Genomic DNA, 21,438 nt, shown 5'->3' with positions numbered 1-21,438 from the left:
ACTGAATGTCCAGATTCTTTATCGACCGGCCGATCTTCGCCTGGGTCATCGCCCTGGTGATCATGCTGGCCGGCGGCCTGTCCATCCTCAAGCTGCCGATCAACCAGTACCCGAGCATCGCCGCGCCCGCGGTGGGCATCAGCGTCAGCTACCCCGGCGCCTCGGCGCAGACGGTGCAGGACACCGTGGTGCAGGTGATCGAGCAGCAGCTCAACGGCATCGACGGGCTGCGCTACATCAGCTCGTCGAGCAACTCCGACGGCAGCATGGAAATCACCGTGACCTTCGAGCAGGGGGTCAACCCGGACATCGCCCAGGTGCAGGTGCAGAACAAGCTGCAGCTGGCCACTCCGCTGCTGCCGCAGGAAGTGCAGCAGCAGGGCATCCGCGTGACCAAGGCGGTGAAGAACTTCCTACTGGTGATCGGCGTGGTCTCCACCGACGGCAGCATGAGCAAGGACGACCTGGCCAACTACATCGTTTCCAACCTGCAGGACCCGATCTCGCGGACCAAGGGCGTCGGCGACTTCCAGGTGTTCGGCGCCCAGTACGCCATGCGCATCTGGCTCGACCCGGCCAAGCTCAACGCCTTCCAGCTGACCCCGGTGGACGTGCGCAACGCGATCCAGGCGCAGAACGTGCAGATTTCCTCCGGTCAGTTCGGCGGCCTGCCCGCCTCGCCGGGCAACCAGCTCAACGCCACCATCATCGGCAAGACCCGCCTGCAAACCCCCGAGGAGTTCCGCAACATCCTCCTCAAGGTCGAGACCGATGGTTCCCAGGTGCGCCTGGGCGACGTCGCCAAGGTCGAGCTGGGCGGCGAGAACTACGCCATCAGCGCGCAGTTCAACGGCATGCCGGCCTCCGGCCTGGCGGTCAAGCTGGCCACCGGCGCCAACGCCCTGGACACCGCCAAGGCGGTGCGCGAGACCATCGCCACGCTGGAACCGTTCTTCCCGGCGGGCATGGAGGTGGTCTTCCCCTACGACACCACGCCGGTGATCTCGGCCTCCATCGAGGGGGTGGTGCACACCCTGTTCGAGGCCATCGTCCTGGTGTTCCTGGTGATGTTCCTGTTCCTGCAGAACCTGCGCGCCACCATCATCCCCACCCTGGCGGTGCCGGTGGTGCTGCTCGGCACCTTCGGCGTGCTGGCGGCGTTCGGCTTCTCCATCAACACCCTGACCATGTTCGCCATGGTCCTGGCCATCGGCCTGCTGGTGGACGACGCCATCGTGGTGGTGGAAAACGTCGAGCGGGTGATGCGCGAGGAAGGCCTGTCGCCGCTGGAGGCCACGCGCAAGTCGATGGGCCAGATCCAGGGCGCGCTGGTGGGCATCGCCCTGGTGCTGTCGGCGGTGTTCCTGCCGATGGCCTTCTTCGGCGGCTCCACCGGGGTGATCTACCGGCAGTTCTCCATCACCATCGTCTCGGCCATGGCCCTGTCGGTGCTGGTGGCGCTGATCTTCACCCCGGCGCTGTGCGCGACCCTGCTCAAGCCCATCGCCAAGGGCGAGCACCATGAGAAGAAGGGGTTCTTCGGCTGGTTCAACCGCAAGTTCGAGCGCAGCTCGGACGCCTACCAGCGCGGCGTGACCGCCATGCTCAAGCGCAAGGCGCCGTACCTCGTGCTGTACCTCGCCATCGTCGCTGTGATGGCCTTTATGTTCACCCGCATTCCCACCGCCTTCCTCCCCGAGGAAGACCAGGGCGTGCTGTTCGCCCAGGTGCAGACCCCGGCCGGCTCCAGCGCCGAGCGCACCCAGGCGGTGGTCGACGAGATGCGCCAGTACCTGCTGGACGAGGAAAGCAGCACGGTGAAATCGGTGTTCACCGTCACCGGCTTCAACTTCGCCGGTCGCGGGCAGAGCTCGGGCATGGCCTTCATCATGCTCAAGCCCTGGGGTGAACGGCCCGGCGCGGAGAACGGCGTGGCCGCCCTGGCCCAGCGCGCGCAGCAGCACTTCTTCAGCTTCCGCGACGCCATGGTGTTCGCCTTCGCCCCGCCGGCGGTGATGGAGCTGGGCAACGCCACCGGCTTCAACCTGTTCCTCCAGGATCAGGCCGGCGTCGGCCACGAGGTGCTCAACCAGGCGCGCGACCAGTTCCTCCAGCTGGCCAACCAGCACCCGACGCTGACCAGCGTGCGCGCCAACGGCCTGCGCGACGAGCCGCAGTACCAGCTGCTGATCGACGACGAGAAGGCCAGCGCCCTCGGCCTGTCGCTGGCGGACATCAACAACACCCTGTCGATCGCCTGGGGCGCCAGCTACGTCAACGACTTCATCGACCGTGGCCGGGTGAAGAAGGTCTACCTGCAGGGCGTGTCCTCGGCGCGCATGAGCCCGGAAGACCTGAACAAGTGGTACGTGCGCAACGCCGCCGGACAGATGGTGCCGTTCAGCGCCTTTGCCAGCGGCGAGTGGACCTATGGGCCGCCCAAGCTGAGCCGCTACAACGGCGTGTCGGCGGTGGAAATCCTCGGCGCGCCGGCGCCCGGCTTCAGCTCGGGCGACGCCATGGCCGCGGTGGAGGAAATCGCCAAGCAGCTGCCCGAAGGCGTCGGCTACGCCTGGACCGGGCTGTCCTACGAGGAACGCCTGTCCGGCTCGCAGGCGCCGGCGCTGTACGCCCTGTCGCTGCTGGTGGTGTTCCTCTGCCTGGCGGCGCTGTACGAGAGCTGGTCGATCCCGTTCTCGGTGATGCTGGTGGTGCCGCTGGGGATCATCGGCGCGCTGCTGGCCACCTACGGCCGCGGGCTGTCCAACGACGTGTTCTTCCAGGTCGGCCTGCTCACCACCATCGGCCTGTCGGCGCGCAACGCGATCCTCATCGTCGAGTTCGCCAAGGCCCAGTACGAGCAGGGCATGAGCTTCACCGAGGCGGCCATCGAGGCCTGCCGCATGCGTCTGCGCCCGATCGTCATGACCTCGCTGGCGTTCATCCTCGGCGTGCTGCCGCTGGCCATCGCCAGCGGCGCCGGTGCCGGCAGCAAGCACGCCATCGGCACCGGGGTGATCGGCGGCATGCTCAGCGCCCTGGTGCTGGCGATCTTCTGGATTCCGCTGTTCTACGTGCTGGTCTGCTCGCTGTTCGAGAAGAACAAAACCGAGCCGGCCGGCGAAACTGAAAAGGAGGCGCTGCAGTGAGGCAGTCCCTGTTGACCCTGGCCGTGACCGCCGCCCTGCTCGGCGGCTGCAGCCTGATTCCCGATTACCAGCGCCCGGACGCCCCACTGGCCGCCGACTGGCCGCAGGGCGAGGCCTACGGCAGCGCCGCCAGCGAAGGCAGCCGCGCCGCCGCCGACCTGCAATGGCGCGAGTTCTTCCGCGACCCGGCGCTGCAGCAGCTGGTGCAGCTGGCGCTGGAAAACAACCGCGACCTGCGCGTGGCCGCACTCAACGTCGAGGCCTACCGCGCGCTGTACCGCATCCAGCGCAGCGAGCTGCTGCCGTCGCTCTCCGCCGATGGCAGCGGCACCCGCCAGCGTCTGCCGGCCGACCTCAGCCAGAACGGCGCGGCCAGCACCGGCGGCCAGTACAGCGCGACCCTGGGGGTGAATGCCTGGGAGCTGGATTTCTTCGGCCGCATCCGCAGCCTCAACGAGCAGGCGCTGGAACAGTACCTGGCCACCGAACAGGCGGCGCGCAGCACCCAGATCAGCCTGGTGGCCAGCGTCGCCAGCGCCTACCTGCAATGGCAGGCCGATCTGGCCCTGCTGCAGCTGACCCGTGACACCCTGGCGACCTACGAAGACAGCTACCGCCTGACCCAGCGCAGCTTCGACGTCGGCGTCGCCGATGCCCTGGCCCTGAGCCAGGCGCGCAGCGCGGTGGACAGCGCGCGGGTGAGCCTGGCGCAGTACCAGCGCCTGGTGGCGCAGGATCGCAACGCCCTGACCCAGCTGCTCGGCACCGGCCTGCCGGACGACCTGCCGCAGGGCCTGGCGCTGGACGCCGAGCTGCTCGAGAGCGTGCCGGCCGGGCTGCCGTCGGATCTGCTGCAACGGCGCCCCGACCTGCTGCAGGCCGAGCACCAGCTCAAGGCGGCCAACGCCAATATCGGCGCGGCGCGCGCGGCCTTCTTCCCCAGCGTCAGCCTCACCGCCAATGCCGGCACCGCCAGCAGCCAGCTGTCCGGGCTGTTCGACGGCGGCTCCGGCACCTGGCTGTTTCAGCCCAGCATCAGCCTGCCGATCTTCAACGCCGGGCGCCTGCGCGCCAACCTCGACTACGCCGAGCTGCAGAACGACATCCAGGTGGCGCAGTACGAGAAGGCCATCCAGGTCGCCTTCCAGGAAGTCGCCGACCGCCTCGCCGCACGCACCACCTACCGCGAGCAGCTGGCGGCCCAGCGCGCCCTGCTGGACACCACCGAGACCTACTACCAACTGGCCGAACGCCGCTACCGCACCGGGGTCGACAGCTACCTGACCCTGCTAGACGCCCAGCGCCAGCTGTTCAGCGTGCGCCAGCAACTGATCGGCGACCGCCTGGCCCAGCTCGCCAGCGAAGTGGAACTGTACAAGGCCCTCGGCGGCGGCTGGAACGCCAATACGGGCACGGCCCCGCAAGGTTGATCGCGCGTACCCCGCATCACGGATGAGCCTTATCCCACGCGCCGCCCCCGCAGTTAATGCGGGGGCGTTTTTCTATTCAGGCCATACGCGCGGTAGCTGTCGATACGTCGATCTATCCATTCGCCCGTCCGTGGAGAGGGGGTAGCCCGCACCGACGCCCCTCTTATCAACCGGCATAGTGCCGACTCCGCCAGGCGAAGGCGCAGGTCCCGGCGCCGCACAGTGCGATCACCAAGGCCATGGGCGCCGCCGTGCCGTCGTGCAGGGCGCCGACCAGGGCCGAGGCGCTGGCCGCCACGCTGAACTGCAGGCTGCCGAGCAGCGCCGAGGCGCTGCCGGCGTGTTCACCCTGGCCGGCCATGGCGCAGGCGGTGGCGTTGGGCAGGATGCTGCCCAGGCTGGCGACGCAGACGAACAGCGGCACCAGCAGCGGCCACAGGCTGGCCGGCTGCCAGGCCGCCAGCCCCAGCAACGCCAGGCCGCTGGCCAGGTACAGCGGCGCCATGCGCCGCAACCAGCGGCCCGGCCCGCCACGGCGCACCAGGCGCGCATTGACCTGTGCCATCAGCACGAAACCGGCGGCGTTGCTGCCGAACAGCCAGCCGTAGTGCTCGGCCGGCACCCCGTACAGCTCGATGAAGACGAAAGGCGAACCGGCGATATAGGCGAACATCCCGGCCATCGCCACGCCGCCGGCCAGCGAATAGGTGATGAAGGCGCCATTGCCCAACAGCACCCGGTACTGCCCCAGCGCCCCGCGCAGCGGCGCCGGCGCCAGACCTCGCGGCCGCGTTTCCGGCAGCCACAGCAACACCGCCAGCAGGCACAGGCCGGCGAACAGCGCCAGACTGTGGAAGATCCACGGCCAGCCCAGGGTGCCGAGCAGCAGGCCGCCGCCCAGCGGCGCGAGGATAGGCGCCAGGCCCATCACCAGCATCAGTTGCGAGAACACCTTGGCCGAGGTCAGCGGGTCGCACAGATCACGCACCACCGCGCGGGTCACCACCATGCCGGCGCAGCCGCCCAGGGCCTGGACGAAGCGCGCGCCGATCAGCCATTCCAGGCTCGGCGCCAGGGCGCAGGCCAGCGACGCCGCGGTGAACAGCGCCACCCCCAGCAGCAGCGGGCCGCGCCGACCGTAGCGGTCGGCCAGCGGTCCGTAGAACAGCTGACCGAGGGCGATGCCGACGAAGTAGGCGGCCAGCGACAGCTGCACCTGCTCGACATCGGTGGCGAACTGCTGGGCCAGGGTCGGGAAACTCGGCAGGTAGAAATCGATGGCCAGCGGGCCGAAGGCGCACAGCGCGCCGAGAATCAGCAGGAGGCGAAGGTTCATGGACAGTCCGGACATTTATTAGCCGGCTAATCATCTCATCGGGACACCGCCCAAGAAAGGCCCGGGCCGCGGCTCGCGGCCAGGGCAGGGCTTAGCGCTGGTCGGCCTCTTCGCCCTGGTCGGCCTTGCCGCGTCGGCTCAGGCGCTGCGCGGCGGACTCCACCAGCAGGTAGAACATGGGGATCAGGAAGGTCGCCAGCAATGTGGCGGCGAGCATGCCGCCGATCACCCCGGTGCCGATCGAGTGGCGGCTGGCCGAACCGGCGCCCGAGCTGATCGCCAGCGGCACGCAGCCGAGAATGAAGGCCAGCGAGGTCATCACGATGGGGCGAAACCGCAGCTTGGCCGCCTCCAGCGCCGAGTCGAAGATGCCCTTGCCCTCGGCGCGCAGCAGCACGGCGAACTCGACGATGAGGATGGCGTTCTTCGCCGCCAGGCCGATCAGGGTGACCAGGCCGACCTGGAAGTAAACGTCGTTCTGGATGCCGCGCAGCCACACCGCGAGGATCGCGCCGAACACCGCGAAGGGCACCGCGGTGACCACCGCCAGCGGCAGGGTCCAGCGTTCGTACTGGGCGGCGAGGATGAGGAACACCAGGATCAGGCCGAAGACGAAGGCCTGGGTGCCCGACCCCTGAGTGGCCAGCTCCTGGAAGGCCGAGCCGATCCAGCCCAGGCTGTAGTCCTCGCCGAGCACCTGGTCGGCTACCTCCTGCATCGCCGCCAGCGCCTGCCCCGAGCTGTAGCCGGGCGCCGGGCCGCCGAGCACCTTGGCCGAGGGGTAGACGTTGAAGCGGTCGTAGGAGTCCGGACCGAGGATGCGCCGCACCCGCAGCAGGCTGGACAGCGGAATCAGCTCGCCGGCGCTGGAGCGCACGTAGACCTGGCCGAGGTCCTCCGGCTTGCGGCGAAACTCCGCCTCCGACTGCAGGCTGACCTGCCAGGTGCGCCCGTAGAGGGTGAAGTCGTTGACGTAGTAGCTGCCGAAGGTGGCCTGCATGGCGGTGAACACGTCGCTGACGCTCACCCCCAGGGCACGGGTCTTGGTGCGGTCGAGGTCGATGTAGTACTGCGGCACGTTGGCGCTGAAGGTGCTCTGCACCCCGGCCAGTTCCGGGCGCTGGCTGGCGGCCTGGACGAAGGCCTGGACCTTGGTGCCGAGCGCCTCAACGCTGCCGCCGGAGCGGTCCTGGATATAGGCCTCGAAGCCGCCGGTGGTGCTCATGCCGGTGATCGGCGGCGGGTTGAACGACAGCACCAGGCCGTCCTTCTGCGCCGCGCCCATGCCCATGAATTCGCGGGTCAGGTTGCGCGCATCCAGTTCGGGCGTGGTGCGCTCGCTCCAGTCCTTGAGCGGCACGAAGGACACCCCGGCGTTGCTGCGCACACCGAAGGTGAGCACGTCGAAACCGGCGAAGGTGACCACGTCCTGCACCGCCGGATGCTCCATCAGTTGCTGGGTCACCGCGCCGCTGAGCGCGTCGGTGCGGTTGAGGGAGGCCGCCGGCGGCAGGTAGTAGGCGTTGATCACATAGCCCTGGTCCTCGTCCGGCACCAGCGAGCCGGGCACCCGCGCGAACAGCAACACGATCAGGCCGATCATCCCGCCGAACAGCAGCAGGCCCACGGCCGAGCGCTTGAGGAAGAAACGCACGCCGGCGCCGTAGCCCTCGGTGGCCTTGTCGAAGAAGCGGTTGAAGGCACGAAACGGCGCCGCCGGCTCGTGATGGCCGGGCTTGAGCAGCAGCGCGCAGAGCGCCGGACTCAGGGTCAGGGCGACTATGCCGGAGATCACCACCGACACCGCGATGGTGATGGCGAACTGTTTGTACATCTGCCCGGCCAGGCCGCCGAGGAAGCCCACCGGAATGAACACCGCACAGAGCACCAGGACGATGGCGATGATCGGCCCGGTGACCTCCTCCATCGCCTCGATGGCCGCCTCGCGCGCATTGAGGTGCTTGGTGCGCATCACCCGCTCGACGTTCTCGATCACCACGATGGCGTCGTCCACCACGATGCCGATGGCCAGCACCATGCCGAACAGGGTCAGCAGGTTGATGGAAAAGCCCAACAGGTACATGCCGGCGAAGGTGCCCACCAGCGACACAGGGATGGCCAGCACCGGGATCAGCGTGGCGCGCCAGTTCTGCAGGAACACGAAGACCACCAGCACCACCAGCACCAGGGCCTCGAAGAAGGTGTGGATCACCTCCTCGATGGACACCCGGACGAACTTGGTGGTGTCGTAGGGAATCTTGTAGGCGATGCCCTCGGGAAAGCGCTGCGCCAAGCGCTGCATGGTGCGCTCCACCGCCTCGGCGGTGTCCAGGGCGTTGGCGCCGGGCTGCAGGTAGATGCCGAAGGCGGCGTTCTGCTGGCCGTTCAAGGTAGTCACCAGGGAGTAGTCCTGGGCGCCCAGCTCGACCCGCGCCACATCCTTGAGCAGCAGGCTGGCGCCGGTGGCGTCGCTGCGCAGGATCACGCTCTCGAACTCCCTGGGGTCGGTGAAGCGGCCCTGGGTGGTCACCGTGTAGGTGAAGTCCTGCGCCTCCTTGAGCGGCTGCTGGCCGAAGCTGCCGGCGGCGAACTGCGAGTTCTGCTCACGGATGGCATTCACCACGTCGGTGGGCGTCAGGTCGTACTGCGCCAGCTTGTCCGGGCGCAGCCAGATGCGCATGGAGTAGTCCTTGGAACCGAACTGGCTGGCGTCGCCCACCCCAGGCAGGCGCTTGAGCTCGTCGATCACGTTGATCAGCGCGTAGTTGCTGATGAAGATCGGGTCGCGCGAATCGTCCGGCGAATAGAGGGTGATCACCTGGAGGATGTCCGAGGACTTCTTCTCCACGTTGACCCCCTGCCGGCGCACCTCCTCGGGCAGCTTGGCCTGGGCGGCCTGCACCCGGTTGTTGACGTCGATGGTGGCCTGGTCGGGGTCGGTGCCCACCTCGAAGTACACGGTCAGGCTCATGGCGCCGCTGCTGGAGGAGTTGGACAGCTGGTAGATCATGCCCTCGACGCCGTTGATCTCCTGCTCCAGCGGCGCCGCCACGGTCTCGGCGATGACCTGGGCGCTGGCGCCGGGATAGGCAGCCGAAACCGAGACCTGCGGCGGCAGGATCTCCGGGTACTGGGCAATCGGCAGGGCGCGCATGGCGGCCAGGCCGGCGAGCACGATGACGATGGAAATGACGGTGGCGAACACCGGGCGGTCGATGAAGAAGCGCGAGATCATGGCATCACTCCTGCGCCGTGGCTTGCGCCGGGGCTGCCTTGGCCTCCTCGACCTGTACCGGACTGTCCGGGCGCACCTTGGCCAGGCCGTCGACCACCACCCGGTCGCCCTCGCTGACGCCGGAGGTGATCAGCCAGCGGCCGCCGGCCGTATCGCCGGTGCCGACCTGGCGCATACGCGCGATGCCCTGCTCGTCCACCACGTAGACGAAGGTACCGCGCGGCCCCTGGGCCACCGCCCGCTCCGGCACAGTGATGGCGTCGGGCCGGGTCAGGCCCTTGACCAGCACCCGCACGAACTGTCCCGGCAACAGCTTCTGCTCGGGGTTGGGCACCACGCCGCGGGCGCTGACGGTGCCGGTGCCACGGTCGATCAGGCTGTCGGTGAAATCCACCTCGCCCTCCACCGGATAGGCCGAACCGTCGCCGAACTGCACCTCGACGTTGAGTTTGCCGCTGGCCGGCGGCACCAGGCTGCCCTCGGACAACTCGCGGCGCAGGCGTTCGGCCTCGGCGTCCGGGTAGGCGAAGTTGACGAAGATCGGGTCGAGCTGGGTGATCTGGGTGAGCAGGCTGGCGCTGGGATCGCCGGCGACGATCAGGCTGCCCTCGGAGACGCTTTCCTTGCTGGTGATGCCGGTGATCGGCGCCTTCACCGTGGTGTAGTCGAGGTCGATCTGGCGCGATTGCACCTCGGCCTGGGCGGCCTCGATATTGGCCTTGCTCTGCTCGAAGTTGGACACCGCATTGTCCAGCTCGCTCTCGCTGGCGAAGCCCTTCTTCTGCAGCTCGCGAATGCGCTTGAGGTCGCGCTCGGTCTGCCGAAAGCGCGCCTGCTCCTGGGCCAGCGCGCCCTTGGCGCGGGCCAGCGCGGCCTGGTAGGGACGCGGGTCGATGCGAAACAGCAGCTGATCCTTCTGCACGCCGCTGCCTTCCTGGTAGGTGCGCTCCTGGAGGATGCCGCTGACCTGGGCCCGCACCTGTACCTCGCGATAGCCGGCGGTGCGCGCCGAGTACTCCAGCACCACCGGCAAGGCGCCGGCCTTGACCTGCTCCACGGTCACCGCCGGGGGTGGCGCGTCGGCACCCAGGGTGGCCAGCGGCAGCAAGGCTAGACTCAGGGACAACAGCGGACGGAACAGGCGAACGAACGACATGAGGCACTCCTCTCCTTGGCGACGCGCATGGCGAAGGGCGCACGACGGACTCGCCAGTCGCGCGGCGCCACCTGCTGGCACGGCAAAATCGGTAAACTCGGTTCAACCAGAGCCTAGCCAGAATTGACTGAATCGCCATGCGCCGAACCAAAGAAGACGCGGAGAAAACCCGCTGCGCCATCCTCGCCGCCGCCGAGCTGCTGTTCCTCGAACAGGGCGTGGCCCATACCAGCCTGGAGCAGGTGGCGCGCCGTGCCGGGGTGACGCGCGGGGCGATCTACTGGCACTTTCAGAACAAGGCCCATCTGTTCCACGAAATGCTCAACCAGGTGCGCCTGCCCCTGGAGCCGCTGGCCGAACAACTGGAGGCCGCCGACGGCCTGACCTCGCTGCAGATGCTGCGCGACTTGTGCGTCGAGGCCATGGCTCACCTGGCGCAGGACGCGCAGCGCCGGCGCATCTTCACCATCCTGCTGCGCCGCTGCGAATTCACCGAGGAGCTGCGCGAAGCCGAGGAGCGCCACGAGGCCTTTATCAACCAGTTCATCGCCCTGTGCGAACAGCAGTTCGCCCAGGCGGCAGTGCAGCCGCTGCTGCAGCCGGGCATCAGCCCGCGCCTGGCGGCGCGCACCCTGCACGCGCTGATCGTCGGCCTGTTCAGCGACTGGCTGCGCGACCCCAACCTGTTCGACCCACAACTCGACACCCCGGCCATGGTCGACAGCTGCTTCCGCGGCCTGCTGCGCAGTTGGCAGTAGGCGGCCCCGCGTCACCCTACGCGGGCTGCGCCTGGTAGCCCTCCTGACGAATGGCCGCCAGCAACTGCTCCTGGCTCAGTCGGCTGGCCACCCGCACCTCGCCGCCCGCCAGGTCGACCTGCACCTCGGCCGCAGCGTCCAGCGCCCTGATCGCCTCGCCGATGGCCCGCACGCAATGACCGCAGGACATGCCGCTCACCTTGAAAATCTGCATCTGTCACTCCTCGTTGGTTTGCTTGACGGCGTTCAGTCTCGAGCTTGCCACCGTGGCAAGGTCAAGCCCCCGGTGCAGACCGCTTGCCGATCCGGCTCGATGAGCCAAGCTCAATAGGTCTTCGAAAGGATCGCCGCCATGCGCCTCGCCCTGCTCCTGCTCACCGCCCTGCTGAACCAGCCGCTCGCCGCCCAGCCCCTGGCGCCGCTGCCCGACACCGCCCAGGGCGAGGGCTATGCGGTGCTGATCGTCTCGCGCGAGCGCCTGGAGGTGGCCAGCCCCTGCGAGGTGGCGCTGTACCTGCAGGACCAGTTGGCGGCGCGTCTGTATCAGGGCCAGTCGGTGGCCTTCAACCTGCCGCCGGGCAGCGTTGCGCTGCGTCTCGGCCTGCAGGGCCCGGGCGCCTGCGGCCTGGGTATCGCCCAGCTCAGCGGCCAGGCGCTGCAACTGCAGGCCGGCGAGGTGCGCCGCTACCGCATCGCCATGGACGCCGCCGGCCTGCGCCTGCATGCCGCACCGCCCGTGCATTGAAGTGCTTGACCTTGCCATGGCGTCAAGGTTGATCCTGTAGCCCTCGCTACAGGGAGACCCAGCATGTCCAACCTCACTACCTACGACCTGCCGATCCAAGGCATGACCTGCGCCAGCTGCGCCGGCCGCGTCGAACGCGCCTTGCGCCAGCTGCCCGACGTGACCAGCGCCAGCGTCAACCTGGCCAGCGAACAGGCACGCATCGAGGCGCCGGGCGACAGCCTCGGCGGGCTGATCGCCGCGGTCGAGCGCGCCGGCTACCGGGTGCCGAGCCAGCCGCTGGAACTGGCCATCGACGGCATGACCTGCGCCAGTTGCGTCGGCCGCATCGAACGCGCCCTGCACCAGCTGCCCGGGGTGACCCGCGTCGCGGTCAACCTGGCCGACGAGAAGGCCCATCTGCAGGTGCTCGCCGGCTTCGACGTGCAGCTCGCCCTGCGCGCCGTCGCCGCCGCCGGCTACCATGGCCGCCTGCTCGAGCAAGGCCCGTCCGAGACGCACATGGCGCAAAAGCGCCTGCGCCGCGAACGCCTGGTGCTGCTGGCGGCCATCGCCCTGACCCTGCCCCTGGTGCTGCCGATGCTGGTCGAGCCCTTCGGCCTGCACTGGATGCTGCCGGCCTGGATGCAGTTCCTACTGGCCACGCCGGTGCAGTTCGTGTTCGGCGCGCGCTTCTACCGCGCCGCCTGGCAAGCGCTCAGGGCCCGCGCCGGCAATATGGATCAGCTGGTGGCCATCGGCACCAGCGCCGGCTACGGCCTGAGCCTGTACCAGTGGGCGGTGACCCCGGCCGGCGGCATGCCGCACCTGTATTTCGAGGCCTCGGCGGTGATCATCAGTCTGATCCTGCTCGGCAAGTACCTGGAAAGCCGCGCCAAGCGCCAGACCGCCGGCGCCATCCGTGCCCTGCAGGCGCTGCGCCCTGATCGCGCCGTGCGCCTGGTCGACGGCCGCGAGCAGAGCGTGGCCATCGATGCCCTGACACTCGGCGACCGGGTCGTGGTCAAGCCGGGCGAGCGCTTCCCGGTGGACGGCCGGGTCGTCGAAGGCCACAGCCACGCCGACGAAGCGCTGATCAGCGGCGAGAGCCTGCCGGTGGCCAAGCAGCCGGGCGACAAGGTCACCGCCGGCGCGATCAACGGCGAAGGCCGCCTGCTGGTGGCAACCACCGCGCTGGGCGCGGAGACCGTGCTGGCACGGATCATCCGCCTGGTGGAGGACGCCCAGGCGGCCAAGGCGCCGATCCAGAAGCTGGTGGATCGGGTCAGCCAGGTGTTCGTGCCGGCCGTGCTGCTGGTCGCCCTGGCCACCCTGCTCGGCTGGCTGGCATTCGGCGCACCGCTGGAAAGCGCCCTGCTCAACGCCGTGGCGGTGCTGGTGATCGCCTGCCCCTGCGCCCTCGGCCTGGCCACGCCGACCGCGATCATGGCCGGCACCGGCGTGGCCGCGCGCCACGGCATCCTGATCAAGGACGCCCAGGCGCTGGAAGTGGCGCATGCGGTCGACACCCTCGCCTTCGACAAGACCGGCACCCTCACCGAAGGGCGTCCGCGTATCGTCCACCTCGGCCTCGCCGCGGCCGACGAAACCGAACTGCTGCGCCTGGCCGGCGCCCTGCAGCAGGGCAGCGAACACCCGCTGGCCAAGGCCGTGCTGCAACGCTGCGCCGAGCTGGAGATTGCCCTGCCCGCGGTGCGCGACAGCCGCGCGCTGGCCGGCCGCGGCATCGCCGGCACGGTCGAGGGCCGTGCCCTGCAACTGGGCAGCAGCCGCCTGCTCGACGAACAGCAACTGCAGATGGACGCGCTGGGCGAATCCGCCCGCGCCTGGGAAGCCGAGGGCCGTACCCTGTCCTGGCTGCTCGAAACCGGCGAATCGCCGCGCCTGCTCGGCCTGCTGGCCTTCGGCGACGCGCTCAAGCCGGGCGCGGCCGAGGCGGTCGAGCAGTTGCGTGCGCAGGGCATCGCCAGCCATCTGATCAGCGGCGACAACCGCGGCAGCGTCGCCGCGGTGGCCGGCGTACTGGGCATCGACCAGGCCCACGCCGAGGTGCTGCCGGCGGACAAGGCGCGGCTGATCGGCGAGCTGCGCCAGAAGGGCACGGTGGCCATGGTCGGCGACGGCATCAACGACGCCCCGGCGCTGGCCGCCGCCGACGTCGGTATCGCCATGGGCGGCGGCACCGATGCGGCCATGCACGCCGCCGGCATCACCCTGATGCGCGGCGACCCGCGCCTGGTGCCGGCGGCGCTGGAGATCAGCCGACGCACCTACGCGAAGATCCGCCAGAACCTGTTCTGGGCCTTCGTCTACAACCTGATCGGCATTCCCCTGGCCGCCGCCGGCCTGCTCAACCCGATGTTCGCCGGCGCCGCCATGGCCCTGTCCAGCGTCAGCGTGGTCAGCAATGCGCTGCTGCTGACCCGCTGGAAGCCGCAAGACTTGTAGGAGAAGGCTTACCCGCGCGGCGCCAGCCCAGGCGCCGCGGCGGTTTTTTCATGACCCGGCGCATAGTATGGGAATGCCATCATTGAACCGCTGCCCGGCGTCCGGCACCCTTCAGCCCTCGCCCAACTCAAGGATGGAGGCCACGGCATGCTGGATGCCAACCAGGCGCATATCACCCTCACCATTCCCGCCGTCGACAACGACCTGCAGGTGCTGAGCTTCGAGGGCCGCGAGGCGCTCAACAAGCCCTACCGTTTCGACATCGAGCTGGTCAGCCAACGCGCCGACCTCGACCTCGATGCGCTGATCAACCAGACCGCCTACCTGGCCTTCGGCCCCTCCGGCAAGGGCGTGCACGGGGTGATCTACAGCATCGAACAGGGCGACTCGGGCAAGCGCCTGACCCGCTACCGCATCGGCCTGCGCCCGCAACTGGCCTACCTGGCGCACCGCCACAACCAGCGCATCTTCCAGCACCTCACGGTGCCGCAGATCGTCGGCCAGATCCTCGAAGAGCACGGCATCCACAGCGATGCCTACCAGTTCCAGCTCGGCTACCTCTACCCCGAACGCGACTACTGCGTGCAGTACGACGAATCCGACCTGCACTTCATCCAGCGCCTGTGCGAGGAGGAAGGCATCAGCTTCCACTTCCAGCACGGCGAAACCGGCCACCGCCTGGTCTTCGGCGACGACGCCAGCGTATTCCCCAAGCTCGCGCCGCTGAGTTACCAGCAGGACAGCGGCCTGGCCGCCGACCACGAGGTGGTGCGCGCCTTCGGCGTGCGCCTGGAAACCCGCAGCACCCAGGCCAGTTGGCGCGACTACGACTTCGAGCAGCCCAAGCTGCAGATGGAAGCGGACTACCACAGCGAATTCGCCCCGGCGCTGGAGGTCTACGACTACCCCGGCCGCTTTACCGACCGCACCCGCGGCAAGCACCTGGCCAAGCGCAGCCTGGAGCGCCTGCGCAGCGACTACGAGCTGGCCGAAGGCGAGAGTGACGCCTACCTGTGCAGCGGCCACTTCCTCGCCCTGGCGGATCATCCACGCGAACCGTGGAACGATCTGTGGCTACTCAATGAAGTGATTCACGAAGGCAAGCAACCGCAGGTGCTGGAAGAATCAGTCACCAGCAACACCCAAACCGGTGATGGCTTCCAGCAGGGCTATCGCAACCGCTTTACCGCCACGCCCTGGGACATCCCCTACCGCCCCGCGCTCGAACATCGCAAACCCAAGGTACTGGGTAGCCAGACCGCCGTGGTCACCGGCCCGGATGGCGAGGAAATCCACTGCGACCAGTACGGCCGGGTCAAGGTGCAGTTCCACTGGGACCGCGAAGGCCAGGGTGACGACACCACCAGCTGCTGGCTGCGCGTGGCTTCCAACTGGGCCGGCAAGGCCTACGGCGGCGTGGCCATCCCGCGGGTGGGCATGGAGGTGCTGGTCACCTTCCTCGAAGGCGACCCCGACCAGCCGCTGATCAGCGGCTGCCTGTACCACGCCGAGCACCTGGTGCCCTACGACCTGCCGGCGAACAAGACCCGCAGCGTGTTCAAGACCCTGAGCAGCCCGGGCGGTGGCGGCTACAACGAGTTCCGCATCGAAGACCGCAAGGGCGCCGAGCAGATCTACATCCATGCCCAGCGCGACTGGGACGAGAACATCGAGCACGACCAGAAGATCCGCGTCGGCAATGAACGCCACGACACGGTGGAGGCCAACAGCTACAGCGAGATGCGCGCCGAGGAACACCGCACCACCGACCTCGACCGCAAGGTGGAAGTGCGCGCCAACGACCACCTCACCGTCGCCGCCACCCAACACAACAAGATCGGCACCGGCCTATTCATCGAAGCCGGCAACGAGATTCACTACAACGCCGGCAGCAAGGTGGTGATCGACGCCGGCATGGAACTCACCGCCGCCGGCGGCGGCAGCTTCCTCAAGCTCGACCCCAGCGGCGTGACCCTGAGTGGGGCGACGATCAAGATGAACACCGGTGGGGCGCCGGGGAGTGGGTCGGGGTTGAAGATTTTGCTGCCGGTGATTCCTGGCATGGCCGATAGCGACAAAGCCGGAAACCTGCTCGAAACGGCGCTTGGCCAGCCAAAGTTAAGGGCACCGCAAGGCATTTGCCTGGAGTGTTGGAAAAAGGCACTGCGTGAAGGGCAACTGCTGCAAGCAGGTGGCCAGGCATGAGTCTCGACTTGATGGAAGCGGCCTGGAACCAGGCCAGGAAAAACCAGCACCGCTGCCTGGCCATCGTCGAAATGGGATTACTGCCCGACGCCTCTCGCCTGCGCCTTCTGCAAACCAACCACCCCAAGCAGGCGCTGATGCATCAGGCAGAGTTCGCCGAACTCAAGGATCACGGCCCTTGGTTGTTGGATCTAACGGCTCTGCCATTCAGCGACTGCCAGACGCTTCTGACACTCGACGACACCTCTGCCTGGATGGGCTGGATCAATACCGCCTGCGACCTTGGCAGCATGGCCGGGCACCTGGGCGATGCACTGCTGGCAACCGATGAACACGACGGCATTTACTTGCTGCGCAGCTATGCCCCTGGGGTGCTGCCACTGCTGCATGCCCGCAGTGAGACAGAATGGCATGACTGGCTGTTCGGCCCGATGCTCGAGTGGTGGCGGCCAACAACCGATGAAGGCTGGCAAGCCTTGCAAGGTAAAGGGTTGAGCAGCCCGGCAGCCTACCAGCCCATCGTTCTGGATCAGGCGATTTGGCAGCAACTGCAGCTTGACCCCCTGGCCTACAGCCTGACTGCCGAACTGGAGAAAGAGCCAGCCGAGGTGTTCACCAGTGCCTGTCATGGCGACCGTCTAGACCAAGTGCAACGAGCGCTCGATGCCGCTCGCGAGCAAGGGCTGGAGCAAGCGGAAGACATCAGCCTGTTTGCCACCCTGCATCTGCTCGACCGCCAGTTCCCAGCGCACTGGCCGAACTGGCCAAGCGCCCTGCAACAGGTTAAGGAACAGCGCGTGCCGCTCGCGCAAGCGCTGAGGACTCTGGATACATGAAGCTCATCAGGCCGTCTCTGCTGCAAAGCACATGGCGTCGGCGCGGGCTGATTCTTTCTCTGTTGATCGTACTGCTGCCCCTGCTGGGGCTTTATCTCTATGGGCAGTTACGGAGGCCAGGGGCAATGCTGACCTCGGAGAACTATACGGATAGGCCAATATTCAGCTTTTGGGTCAACAACTTCTGGGGCGGTAACCTGGCCGTAATGGGCGCAGGAGGCATCATGTGCTGCAGGCGCCTGGACGGCCCGACTGCAAAGGTGGTTTGGATTCTAGATATGACCCGTCAGCAGCAACTAGATGGAGCAAAAGAGGAACGCCACGAAATCGAACTGCCCATGCCACCACGAGGCCGTGGTGACCGCTATCTGCATGTACGGTTCGATCCGGGCAACCAGGTTCGCCTGGGCTGGAGCTCGGATCTGTTCAGCCCGTTTTCACCATGCACTGATCGCTCCCAACCCAACGAACAAGGCAGCCAACCATGAGCCTGATCTTGAACTCACCCAATAAACGCAAGTGGCGTCGGCGCGGGCTGGTCCTTTCCCTACTGATCGTACTGCTGCCCCTGCTGGGGCTATATCTCTATGGGCAGTTACGCACGCCGGGGGCAATGTTGACCTCGGAAAACTATATGGATAGACCGATAGGAAGTTTCTGGGTCAACGACTTTTGGGGCGGTAACCTGGCCGTAATGGGCGCAGGAGGCATCATGTGCTGCAGGCGCCTGGACGGCCCGACTGCAAAGGTAGTGTGGATTCTTAGCATGTCCAAGACTCAGGAAGACCAGGGAATGCAAATAGAGCGACACGAGATTGAACTACCCATGCCCCCACGGAGCCGTAACGACCGCTACCTGCATGTACGGTTCGATCCGGGCAACCAGGTTCGCCTAGGCTGGAGTCCGGATCTATTCAGCCCGTTTTCACCCCGCCCTGATAAGGCGCAGAACAAGGAAGTTGATAATGAGTAACGCCAACCTGGATCGCGCCCAAGCCATCAGCACTCGCGCCAGCCAAGGCGTGGGTAATGGCAAGACAGCGGTACTCCCCTGTGGCGCCACCCTGCATATCGGCTTCTTCTTCGACGGCTTTGGTCGCAATCTGGAAGAGGATCTGCGCAACGACCGCCTGAGCAATGTCGGGCGTTTGTTCATGGCCCATCCCGATGACGATCTAGCAACGTCCGCTAATCCCTTTGAACGTCACAGGCGTTTCTATATCTCCGGCCTGGGCGCCACTTTCGATGCCAGCCTTGGCGGCGGAGCTGCGGTGCTCGGTGCGGGGCTCAAGGGCATGGCGAGCAAGGCCGAGGGCAACCTGGCCGAGTTGCCGCAAGGCACGGCAACCGATACGGCGGTAGAAGCCGGCAAGGATATGCTGACGGGCAAGAACTGGTGGGAGCGCCTGCAGCGCAACCTGAGCCACGGCAACCTGGCCAAGGCGGTGGTAGCGGCAGTGGTGACGGCAGGCGCCGAGTTCTCCGAAACGATTCGAGATAATCCGTTGAGCGCCGAGCTGTTCAAGACGGGCGTGGATACGCGGCTGGAATCGGCATTCCAAGCGTTCAATGATGCAATCGGCAAAGCACGGACTGCTGGGGATGTGCAGCTCAAACGACTCGCCATATCGGTCTATGGCTTCGACTTCGGCGCCACCTTGGCGCGCGCCTTCTGCCACAAATTGTTCGAGGCCTGCGAGCCGGGCAGCACCCGCTATCAGGGCTTAGAGCTGGAGGTGGTGTTCGCCGGGCTGTTCGATGCCGTGGATCGCAGCATGCAAAGCTCTATCGTGCTGGAGTACCTGCTGCCGCTGGTCAACCGGGTCGAGGATGGCGAATGCCTGCCAGGGCCGGTTAAGGCTGCCTTGCACCTGGTCGCTGCCCATGAGGTGCGTGGCACCCGGCGTGCTCGGCTGATCGGCACCGGCGCACTCACGCCGCGCTGGGAGGAACGCCTGGTGCCAGGTGTGAGCGATGATGTGGGAGGCGGGTTGCGCCGGGAAGATGCGCCACACAGCCGTGAGCTGCACCTGGCTTGCCTGCACGAGATGCATCGGGCGGCTTATCGAGCGGGAGTGCCCTTTCCCCAATTAGAAGTACTGCAACAGCAAGATAGGTTCGTTGCGAGCTTTTATACATCTAACGACCATATCAACGGCACCAGCGCCCTCGCCGCTAGCACGCGCTATCGGGCTCGCGCAGGCGCAAGCGCAGCCACTGCGGAAGGTTTTCTGGTCCACCGCCGTCTCTATATTCGTCGCCTGCGTCTGCTCTGGCAGCTTTATCGCGAACAGTCCCAGGCCTTTGCTCAGGAAGAAGCACGCCTGGAGCGTCCCCTGCTGGGCCGTGAGAGCACACTGGGCAGGCTGTTGGGCGAGGGTAGCGAGAGCATGGCTCAGGCAGAACGGCGGGATACCGCACTGCGCCGCGTCCGTGCCAACCAAGCGCAACTGCGCAAGACCCATGGCTGGCTCGAGGATGTTCAGCGCGAGGCCGAACGGCTGAAAGCAGGCTTCAATACCGCCGAGGAACAAGCCTTGCTCGATGAGTGGTTCAGGGCGGATACACCCAGTCTGAGTTTCGATATCGAAGATCTGCTGGAGTACTTCCTAACTGACCGGCAGATGATCAGCCAGTTACCACCTGAAATCACATATCCCAAGTACTTTCTGGTACGCAATTTCGATGTACCCGATCCCACCAAAACCCAAGGTTTGGCTCCCGACCCACTGGGCCAGGTAATGCCTGGCAAGGCTTGCTGACGAAGGAGTGGGAAAGCGGTAGGCCTCTAGCTCGGGTATCTGGGCGTTTGTTCAGTGCAATGCGCGCACTATATCGATCCGCGTTCAAGCCAGTGGGTCAACGAACTGCGCCTGCCCGGCCAGCACGAGTACCGCCAGGGCATGGTCAGCTTCGACGGGCACGAGGAATGGCAGCGCTCGACCGGCTTGCTCGGTTCCGCTAAGCGCTGTGTGCCGCTGGTCTGGGGCGAAGACGACCCCATTCCCTTCGACCTGGATATTGGCACTCGCGTGGCGCCGGAAGCTGATGGCAGCGTCCGCCTGCGCCGCGCCTATCACGAGGACGTCGAGGATCTTACGGCCATCCGCGGCAGCCTGACCTATCAACCCATCGAAGGGCTCTACCTGCCACCCATCGATATCGACCTGAGCTAAGCCATGACCGCCACCACCAATCACCCCTTCGCCCAACGCCTGACTCAGGTGCCGGACAGCCATCTGCTTCAGGCCAATCAGCCCATCGGCGCACCGCTGATATGCATGCCCGAAGTCGAGGAGCAGAGCGAGCACTACCTAGCCATCGAGCATGGCGATAGTGCGGATAGAGGAATGTGGACTGGGGCGCTAGGGGGAGTGGCTGGTACTTTTTGGGCTATTTTCGCTCTTGCTCTCTTCCTGGATCATCGTCCTGAGCAAGCGCTAAACACCCTCCTACTTGCATTGGCCTTTTTTGTAGTTCCTTTTATCTGGGAAGTCCTTCGCCCCATGCATCTCCCCATCCTGCTCAACCGACGCACCCGCGAGCTGTATTTCGAGCAGGACGACGAGCTTTACCACACACCCTGGGATGACGTCGCGGCAGCCGCCTACGCCTACGGCACCGTTGGCCCCTATACCGCCGGCATGCGCCATGCGGCGCTCGAAGTTCTCCTGCATCGCTTCGGCCACCCCGAGGAACAGGTGCTGCTCAACCTCGGCTCGCCCATTGGCAAGAGTCTGGAAATGCAATTGGGCTTCTGGGAATACCTGCGCGCCTATATGGACAACGGCCCCTGGTTCGACGAGCACGGCAATTCCAGCGACTCGCCTGAGTCCATTCAGAGCCTGCTGGCAGTACGCAAACGCCGAGGACATTGGACGCGCCTGCAATGGCGTGACATCAAGGAACAGTACAAGGCTAACGGCGGTCGCAACTTCCTCAGCGCTTCCGACTTCATATTGTTGCTCGGCGGCATCGTCCTCGCTCCGCTCAACGCCCTGCAAAACTTCACCTACGCCATCGCCAAGCGCCGCTCGCGCAGCCAATGGCCGCAGATGATTCGTGAGCGCCTGCGTGCCGACGGCCCGACTAGTCGGCTGGTGGATCTGGAGCGAGAACAGGGCCTGACTTGATCGCTGT

The 21,438-nt window shown here is 66.6% G+C and carries 16 protein-coding genes; 12 read left to right on the top strand and 4 right to left on the bottom strand.

The features are described 5' to 3' along the window. Nucleotides 1-5: 5 nt before the first annotated feature. Entirely contained in the window at nucleotides 6-3,149 is a 3,144-nt protein-coding gene (locus ACW9UL_RS04050; protein ID WP_457789060.1) for an efflux RND transporter permease subunit, read from the top strand. Next, complete coding sequence (adeC, locus tag ACW9UL_RS04045; RefSeq protein ID WP_457789058.1) at nucleotides 3,146-4,579, top strand: AdeC/AdeK/OprM family multidrug efflux complex outer membrane factor; 1,434 nt, start codon at nucleotides 3,146-3,148, stop codon at nucleotides 4,577-4,579. The genes ACW9UL_RS04050 and adeC overlap by 4 nt, the downstream gene beginning before the upstream one ends. A gap of 166 nt (nucleotides 4,580-4,745) precedes the next feature. Here the strand turns inward: adeC and ACW9UL_RS04040 are convergent, their stop codons facing one another. From ACW9UL_RS04040 to ACW9UL_RS04030, 3 genes are all read right to left on the bottom strand, one after another. Continuing rightward, complete coding sequence (locus ACW9UL_RS04040) at nucleotides 4,746-5,915, bottom strand: multidrug effflux MFS transporter (protein ID WP_397496061.1); 1,170 nt, start codon at nucleotides 5,913-5,915, stop codon at nucleotides 4,746-4,748. Nucleotides 5,916-6,006: 91 nt separating this feature from the next. Next, nucleotides 6,007-9,150, bottom strand: a complete 3,144-nt coding sequence (locus ACW9UL_RS04035) for an efflux RND transporter permease subunit (RefSeq protein ID WP_457789056.1) — start codon at nucleotides 9,148-9,150, stop codon at nucleotides 6,007-6,009. Between the two features lie 4 nt (nucleotides 9,151-9,154). Next, nucleotides 9,155-10,306, bottom strand: coding sequence for an efflux RND transporter periplasmic adaptor subunit (locus ACW9UL_RS04030; RefSeq protein WP_457789054.1), 1,152 nt, complete (start codon nucleotides 10,304-10,306; stop codon nucleotides 9,155-9,157). Between the two features lie 137 nt (nucleotides 10,307-10,443). Here ACW9UL_RS04030 and ACW9UL_RS04025 point away from each other — a divergent pair, with 137 nt between their 5' ends. Next, complete coding sequence (locus tag ACW9UL_RS04025) at nucleotides 10,444-11,064, top strand: TetR family transcriptional regulator (protein ID WP_021442527.1); 621 nt, start codon at nucleotides 10,444-10,446, stop codon at nucleotides 11,062-11,064. Nucleotides 11,065-11,080: 16 nt separating this feature from the next. Here the strand turns inward: ACW9UL_RS04025 and ACW9UL_RS04020 are convergent, their stop codons facing one another. Next, nucleotides 11,081-11,278 carry a heavy-metal-associated domain-containing protein gene (locus ACW9UL_RS04020; protein WP_397496057.1) on the bottom strand — a complete coding sequence of 66 codons (198 nt, stop codon included), beginning with the start codon at nucleotides 11,276-11,278 and terminating at the stop codon, nucleotides 11,081-11,083. Nucleotides 11,279-11,416: 138 nt separating this feature from the next. Between ACW9UL_RS04020 and ACW9UL_RS04015 the strand changes: the two genes are divergently transcribed. The 9 genes from ACW9UL_RS04015 (at nucleotide 11,417) to ACW9UL_RS03975 (ending at nucleotide 21,431) form a co-directional block, all read left to right on the top strand. Beyond that, nucleotides 11,417-11,809 carry a hypothetical protein gene (locus ACW9UL_RS04015; RefSeq protein WP_397496056.1) on the top strand — a complete coding sequence of 131 codons (393 nt, stop codon included), beginning with the start codon at nucleotides 11,417-11,419 and terminating at the stop codon, nucleotides 11,807-11,809. Between the two features lie 63 nt (nucleotides 11,810-11,872). Next, entirely contained in the window at nucleotides 11,873-14,257 is a 2,385-nt protein-coding gene (locus tag ACW9UL_RS04010) for a heavy metal translocating P-type ATPase (RefSeq protein WP_457789051.1), read from the top strand. Between the two features lie 147 nt (nucleotides 14,258-14,404). After that, the gene (locus ACW9UL_RS04005; RefSeq protein WP_457789049.1) at nucleotides 14,405-16,462 is read left to right on the top strand and encodes a type VI secretion system Vgr family protein; all 2,058 of its coding nucleotides are present in this window, start codon (nucleotides 14,405-14,407) and stop codon (nucleotides 16,460-16,462) included. Continuing rightward, entirely contained in the window at nucleotides 16,459-17,298 is an 840-nt protein-coding gene (locus ACW9UL_RS04000; protein WP_457789047.1) for a DUF4123 domain-containing protein, read from the top strand. The genes ACW9UL_RS04005 and ACW9UL_RS04000 overlap by 4 nt, the downstream gene beginning before the upstream one ends. Next, nucleotides 17,295-17,786, top strand: a complete 492-nt coding sequence (locus ACW9UL_RS03995) for a DUF3304 domain-containing protein (RefSeq protein ID WP_457789045.1) — start codon at nucleotides 17,295-17,297, stop codon at nucleotides 17,784-17,786. The genes ACW9UL_RS04000 and ACW9UL_RS03995 overlap by 4 nt, the downstream gene beginning before the upstream one ends. After that, on the top strand, nucleotides 17,783-18,271 hold the full coding sequence (locus ACW9UL_RS03990) for a DUF3304 domain-containing protein (RefSeq protein ID WP_457789043.1): 489 nt from the start codon (nucleotides 17,783-17,785) through the stop codon (nucleotides 18,269-18,271). The genes ACW9UL_RS03995 and ACW9UL_RS03990 overlap by 4 nt, the downstream gene beginning before the upstream one ends. Continuing rightward, complete coding sequence (locus tag ACW9UL_RS03985) at nucleotides 18,264-20,060, top strand: hypothetical protein (protein ID WP_457789041.1); 1,797 nt, start codon at nucleotides 18,264-18,266, stop codon at nucleotides 20,058-20,060. Before ACW9UL_RS03990 ends, ACW9UL_RS03985 begins: the two co-directional genes overlap by 8 nt. Nucleotides 20,061-20,114: 54 nt before the next feature. Next, nucleotides 20,115-20,474 carry a hypothetical protein gene (locus ACW9UL_RS03980; RefSeq protein WP_457789039.1) on the top strand — a complete coding sequence of 120 codons (360 nt, stop codon included), beginning with the start codon at nucleotides 20,115-20,117 and terminating at the stop codon, nucleotides 20,472-20,474. 3 nt (nucleotides 20,475-20,477) lie between these two features. After that, entirely contained in the window at nucleotides 20,478-21,431 is a 954-nt protein-coding gene (locus ACW9UL_RS03975) for a hypothetical protein (protein WP_457789037.1), read from the top strand. The last annotated feature ends 7 nt before the right edge of the window (nucleotides 21,432-21,438 follow it).

Source organism: Pseudomonas sp. PL-6, assembly GCF_054110165.1.
Note: the sequence above shows the minus strand (reverse complement) of the source record. Positions and strands in the feature narration are given on the sequence as shown.